Origin of the sequence: Bradyrhizobium sp., from assembly GCF_049581145.1 — a bacterium.
GTDB lineage: Bacteria > Pseudomonadota > Alphaproteobacteria > Rhizobiales > Xanthobacteraceae > Bradyrhizobium.
This window is the reverse complement of the sequence record NZ_JBAURI010000775.1, coordinates 1-5932: the sequence shown is the minus strand read 5'-3', so window position 1 is coordinate 5932 and position 5932 is coordinate 1. Positions and strand designations below refer to the sequence as shown.

At 64.1% G+C, this 5932-nt stretch carries 4 protein-coding genes and 1 pseudogene; 2 read left to right on the top strand and 3 right to left on the bottom strand.

The genetic code is table 11. From position 1 onward, the window contains the following. Window positions 1-3: 3 nt before the first annotated feature. The 3 genes from WCB02_RS25655 to WCB02_RS25645 form a co-directional block, all read right to left on the bottom strand. Window positions 4-1248, bottom strand: a complete 1245-nt coding sequence (locus WCB02_RS25655; protein ID WP_423962561.1) for an ABC transporter substrate-binding protein — start codon at window positions 1246-1248, stop codon at window positions 4-6. A 132-nt stretch (window positions 1249-1380) separates the two neighbouring features. After that, on the bottom strand, window positions 1381-3339 hold the full coding sequence (locus WCB02_RS25650) for a hypothetical protein (RefSeq protein ID WP_423962560.1): 1959 nt from the start codon (window positions 3337-3339) through the stop codon (window positions 1381-1383). Between the two features lie 115 nt (window positions 3340-3454). Then, on the bottom strand, window positions 3455-4561 hold the full coding sequence (locus WCB02_RS25645; protein ID WP_423962559.1) for a lysylphosphatidylglycerol synthase transmembrane domain-containing protein: 1107 nt from the start codon (window positions 4559-4561) through the stop codon (window positions 3455-3457). Window positions 4562-4948: 387 nt separating this feature from the next. On the opposite strand from WCB02_RS25645, the gene WCB02_RS25640 reads away from it, so the two are divergent. Beyond that, window positions 4949-5455, top strand: a complete 507-nt coding sequence (locus WCB02_RS25640) for a ferritin-like domain-containing protein (protein ID WP_423962558.1) — start codon at window positions 4949-4951, stop codon at window positions 5453-5455. 270 nt (window positions 5456-5725) lie between these two features. Then, window positions 5726-5932: pseudogene (locus WCB02_RS25635) on the top strand (hypothetical protein); the annotation flags it as partial.

Sequence of the window (5932 nt, the reverse complement as noted above, 5' to 3'; positions counted from 1 at the left end):
CCTCTACTGCGACAGTTTCACGAAATCCGGAAACTTCAGCGTCCCTTCGGCGATGGCCTTCGGCCAGACGGTGACCTGCTTGCCGTTCTGCCACTGGAACACCAAGCCGGTCACGGCGCCTGGGCCGGACTTGATGCCGTGGGTGAACTCATCGTCCCGGCCGTAGAACTGGATGTGGCCGATGGTGCCTTCGTAGTTGGTCTTTTCCATCTCCGTGACCATCTCGTCGGGATCGGTTGAGCCGGCGCGCTGGATCGCCTCGGCGATGATGTAGACATCGTCGTAGGCCGTATAGCCGGTGTAGGCCGGCGGCATACCGAATTTCGCCTTGAAGGCCTGCGCGAACGGCTTTGTCTTCGGCGTCACTGCGACGTCGGGCGTTGCGACCGCGAGCGACGGCACGCCATCGGCGGCGCCATTGGTGTCGTTCCAGAATGTCGGGCTCAGCGCCTGCGCGCTGATGCCGAACAGCGGCACCGGCACCTGCTGATTCTTCCATTGCACCGTCGGCTGCACGCCGACATGCGAGATGCCGGTCACGATCGCGTCCGGCCTCTTGGCTTCGATGTTATTGAAGATCGGCGTGAAGTCGGTGGTGTCGGGCGAGAAGCGCACATGCTCGACGACATCGAGGCCGACCTTCGGAAAACACGCCTCGTAGCCGGTGTCGAGCGGCTTGGTCCAGGCCGCGTCCTCGCTCATGATCGCGACGCGTTTGAGCTTGAGATTGTCGACCAGAAGCTCCTTGGCCGCGTCGCATACCAGTTGCGCCTGCGCCGCCGAGGTCAGGTAGCCGTGAAAGGTGTACTTGTTCTTGTCGTAGTCGTTGTGGATCGCCTTGGTGATCTCGTTGGAGGCGGCGCCCGGTGTGATCATCGGCATCTTCAGCCGCGCCGCCCACGGCTCGAGCGCCAGCACGACCTCGCTGATGTAGCTTGCGATCACCGCGCTCACCTTGTCCTCGCTGACCGCGCGCTGGAAGGCGCGGACCGAGTCGGCCGATGAACTCTTGTTGTCATAGGTGACGATCTCGATCTTGCGTCCAAGCACGCCGCCCTTGGCGTTGATTTCCTCGGCGGCGATCTGTGCGCCGCCCGGGGTGGCGGCACCCGCGATCGACTGGACCTCCGCGATGACGCCGATCCTGATCGGATCGCCGGATTGTGCGGCGGCCGGCGCGGCAAGACAGATCGCCGCGGCCGTCGCAAGCAGGCTGACGCCCCGCCAACGGGCAGATGGTTTGGTCATTCGTTTTCTCCCCTGGACGATTTTTCTTGGACGATGTCACTTGTCGTTGACACGCCGCGGTCGCGCCGCAGCATGCATCGACAAGTCTACGCCTCGGCGAGCCGGCTTGGAAAGTCGCTCGTCACCCGCCGCCTATTGCTGCTGGGTCGCGCCCGCGGGTCCGAGCGGCTCGATCGTCACGTTGGGCTCGAACGCGTCCAGCCGCAGCACGGCGGCGGCGGCCGGCAGTACGGCATCCGCCATCGCGGCGTGCCCCTCGGCTGTAGGGTGCACTGCCCCGCCATAGACTGCCGACAGTACGCCCCAGGTCGCGTCATGGATATCGGACGGCTGCATCGCGGTGGGCAGGCCCTGCGGGTAGGTCATGGCCGCGAAATAGCTGTCGTTGGCGTCGCGAATCCAGCGCGCGCGGGGCAGATAGGCGCGGTATTCGCCGGCGCTGCGGCCGCACAGCATCGGCTGGTTGGCGCCGGTTACGATATCCGAATTGAAGCTGTTGCCGTCGGCTGCGAAACACAGCCGGTCGAATTCCGGGTCGCTCTCGGCACGCGCGCAAAATCCGTGGTCGCCGAAGGCAGCCTGATGGGCATCGACGAAGGTCATGCGGTCAGTGGTCGGATCGCTGCACATCACGCCGGACCGGCACTGCGCGAGCGCCTTGAGCCGCGGCAGGAACTCATCCTGCACGAAGCGCGAGACGTTGGCGAGGCGCTGCGGGTCGGCGTTGAACGAGGGATGGATCTCGAAACCAGCGCGGCCGCCAGGGCATGGCGCGCCGCCGCCGGCGAGCGCGGGGTTGGCGTAGGATGTGTAGATCACATGCGACATGTCGCCGACCAGCGGCTTGAGCGCCGCGCGCAATTTGGCGAAGCCCTCCGGCAATTCGCCGGCGAGCGCCGACCGCGACTCGTCCACCGTCGCGATCACGCCGGTGCGCCGGAACAGCGCGCGCTCGGTCGGTGTGTCGACGATCACGTCGGCGACCAGGCCGGAAAAATAGACGTCGTTGGCGCCGATCGAAAGCAGCACCAGATCAAGCTGGCGGTCGGGTTGCCGGCGTCTCGCTGCGGCAAGCGCGTCGCGCAGTTCTGAAAGCTGGCCGTTGACCCCCGCCTGACAGGTGGTGGACGATTTGCTCGGGGGACATTCGCGGGCGCGCTGGCTGCCGAACAGCCCATCGGCGATGGTTGCGCCGGTGCAGGCCAGCGGCAGATAGGTCACGGCGATGTGCGGATATTGCACGGCGAGCGCCAGCGCGGTGCGGGTCTGATAGCTGTAGAGCGAGCGGTGGCAGGCGGAGTTGAGCCAGAGCGCGCTGTGGCGCTGCCAATTCGCCAGCGTGTCCGGCGCCTCGCAGGCCCGGCCGCCCTGGTAACCGGCGCGGCTCGGACGGTAATATTGGGCGCTTGCCGATCCCAGATAATAGCGGAAGCAGAACCCTTCGTCGGACAGCGCGATCGGGCGGTCCGGATTGCCCTCGCCGGAGGCGATGCTGTCGCCGAGGCCGGCGATCAGGATATCCCGGACCTGGATCTCGGTCGTGACCCGCTGCGGCGTGTCCGGGCCGCTCGAGACATCCACGGTTGCAACCGTCTGGCGTCCATAGCGGACGCGCAGATTGACCGGCTCGGCGCAGTCGAAGGTCGATTGCTGCGGCGGCCCGTCGCCGTCGTCGAATGACCAGGCGCAGGTGGCACCAACCGGAACCGCGCCGGCCAGCCGGACGGTGACGGGATGATCGACGGGCGTCAGATAGCTCTCCTTGACGTTGTCGCGGGTGCAGGGCTCGCTGACACGGCCCGCCAGATCGATGCAGAGACGGTTGACCATGTTGCGTGCCCAGCCGCGGCCGTCGCTCTGCAGTTCCAGCGCGTCTTCGGAGGCAAGAATGCTGCGGCCACCGGCGCTGTCGACATGGAGCTGGAAATCGCGCTCCTCGCGGAATAGCCGGAAGCGGTTGCGCACTTCCCAATTGATCTGCATGCCGGCGTCCGGCGTGCTCTGTGCGGCCGCGCGCTGTGCCGGCAATGCGCCCAACGCGCCCGCAAGCACTGCTGCGGCGATAATCGAACGGAGATGATTTTGGATCATGACGCGCTTGACGTTACAGGTGATGGCGGAAATAGGGAATAAAACGGGCCGCGCAAAACCAAAATAACGTGACACGTCACTCTTGCGAGTGAGGTGAGGCGAATGGCGTAACAAGTCACGCTTGCGATTTCAGGCGCTTGACCGTTTGCATCGTCTGCGGCACGGCGGCGGTGTGGGCGACGGGAGCCGCTGCGGTGGAACTACTGGCTGGCATGCAGTTCCCGCTCAATTTGCGTCGTTCCTGCCAGGGTCGCACGACATTGAGCCACAGCTCGCGTGTTCCCATGATGGAGATGGCAATACTGAAGGGGACGACGAAATACAGCACGCGGAACACGAGCAGTGTGGCGAGTAGCTGTTCTCGCCCGAACTGCGGCAGCGCCACCAGCATGGCGGCGTCGAACACGCCGAGGCTGCCGGGTGCGTGGCTCGCAAATCCCAACAGCGTCGCCAGGATGAACACCACGGCGAGCGACATGAAATCGATGCCGGGCGCGGCCGGCACCAGGAGATACATCGCGGTCGCGCAAAAGCCGAGGTCGACCACGCCGATCAAGACTTGCACCAGAGTCAGGCGCGCCGACGGCAGCACAACCTTCCAGCCGTTTTGTCCGAGCTCGCGCCGGTTCTTGCCCGTCACTAGCCAGATGAAGTAGATCGCGATGCCCGCGAGGCACCCGAGCGCAATCAGGCGGTTCACGGCCGGCGGCAGCAGGTCCATGAAGGAGGCCGCCTGCGGGTGATAGGCCATGCCGATCCCGAGCACGACCAGATTGCCGAGCCAGAAGGTCAGTCCGGAGAGGAAGCAGATCTTGGCGACGTCGATCGCGTTCAGCCCGTAATCGGTATAGATTCGGAACCGGATCGCGCCCCCGGTGAAAACGGTGGCCCCGATGTTATGGCCGATCGAATAGCTGGTGAAGCTCGACAGCGCGGCGATATTGTAGGGCACCTGCCTCTTGCCGATCGTGCGCAGCGCGAAGAAATCGTAGAAGGTCAGCGTACAGAACGCGCCAAATACGCACAATGCGGCCAGCGCGATCCGCCCATGCGGTATCTCGGTGAGCGCGGTCAGGATCACGCCGGTATCGACGCCCTTCAGCGTGCGGACGAGCGTGGTGATCGCAAAAGCAATGATTGCGACGCTTGCCGCAACTCCTAAGCGCTTCCAGCCAATCCATTTCTTGAAACCGCGCCTGAGCGCGGTCAAAAGTCCTTGCATTCATCCTCCCGGCAGGGCGGCAAAATCGTCGAAGCCCGTCAATACCGTTAAGCATGGGCGCCCTATCGCACCCCGGCCCAGGTTCCTTAAGGCAAAAACCAGCCGTTGTGCAGTCCTTGACAACGGCGGGGTTCGCCCTTCGATCCCCGTCGGCCCAACCTCGCAAATGGGTTGCCGGCCTCAAAATTGAGGTTTTCGACGCGTTTTGCCGCAGCCGCTCAGGCGGTTGCAGGCCCGGAATGTTCCAGCCGTCCCGGCTGTGTTTTTCGCCGTTCCAGGAACGAGGGCTGGAGCGGCTCGTTAGCAGCTGGTCAGCAACCGAACATGAGAGCGGGTACCAAAGTGAGGCCGCGCTCGCGTGTTCCCAAAAACCTGAGGATCAGCGCGATGGGACTGTTTTCCAAAGACATCAAAACCATGAACGATCTGTTCGTCCATCAATTGCAGGACATCTATTATGCCGAGAAACAGCTCGTGAAGGCGCTTCCGAACATGGCCGACAAGGCCACGGACAAGCAGCTGAAAGACGGCTTTTTGAAGCATCTCGAGGAAACCAAGACTCATGTCCAGCGGCTGGAGCAGGTGTTCCAGATGCAGGGTCTGGCCGTGAAGGCGGTCGACTGTCCCGCCATCGACGGCATCATCAAGGAAGCCGATGAGGTTGCGGGCGAAGTGGCCGACAAGGCGGTGCTCGACGCGGCGCTGATCAATGCCGCGCAGGCGGCCGAACATTACGAGATCGTGCGTTACGGCTCGCTGATCGCTTGGGCCCGGCAACTCGGCCGCAGCGATTGCGCCAGCATCCTGCAGAAGACCCTGGATGAGGAAAAGACCACCGACCAGAAGTTGACATCGCTCGCGGAAGGCAAGGTCAACCTTCGCGCCGCGAGCTGATCTCGCCGCATTGCGTTCGTGAGGCAAAACGTCGCGCGGCTTGCCGCGCGGCGTTTTCATGTCTGCAACTTTCTCGGCTGCAAAGCTCCACAATGCTTCGGCCGTGGCCGAAGCATGGATCGAATCGGAGCCGTCTCGTTCGAGTTGGGTCTCGAACTGGAGGTGAGCCATGCGGAATGCTGCTCTCGAGATCCAGCCCGTCTCCCATGCTGCGGCGATTTCGCGGCCGGCAAGACTCCCGCGGTCGAGTTTGGCGGCCTCGCTGACGCGGTGTTCCCGATCAATCTGTTCGCTCCGCGCGTTGCTGAGCGCATCGGCGCGCCGCAAACGATCGCGCTGGGGGCGACGTTGGCCGCGTGCGGCGCGTTGGCGCTGCTCGGCATCGAGCGCGGCACGAGCTATGCGGCGCTCTGCGCGCAACTGATCGCTCTGAGGGGCGGACACGCGTCGCTCTGGATTTTGGCGATGGTGCTAGTC

Bases quoted from the DNA above. Each gene is read 5' to 3' on its own strand.
- WCB02_RS25650 (WP_423962560.1), bottom strand. From the start codon at position 3,339: ATGATCCAAAATCATCTCCGTTCGATTATCGCCGCAGCAGTGCTTGCG.
- WCB02_RS25655 (WP_423962561.1), bottom strand. From the start codon at position 1,248: ATGACCAAACCATCTGCCCGTTGGCGGGGCGTCAGCCTGCTTGCGACG.
- WCB02_RS25640 (WP_423962558.1), top strand. From the start codon at position 4,949: ATGGGACTGTTTTCCAAAGACATCAAAACCATGAACGATCTGTTCGTC.
- WCB02_RS25645 (WP_423962559.1), bottom strand. From the start codon at position 4,561: ATGCAAGGACTTTTGACCGCGCTCAGGCGCGGTTTCAAGAAATGGATT.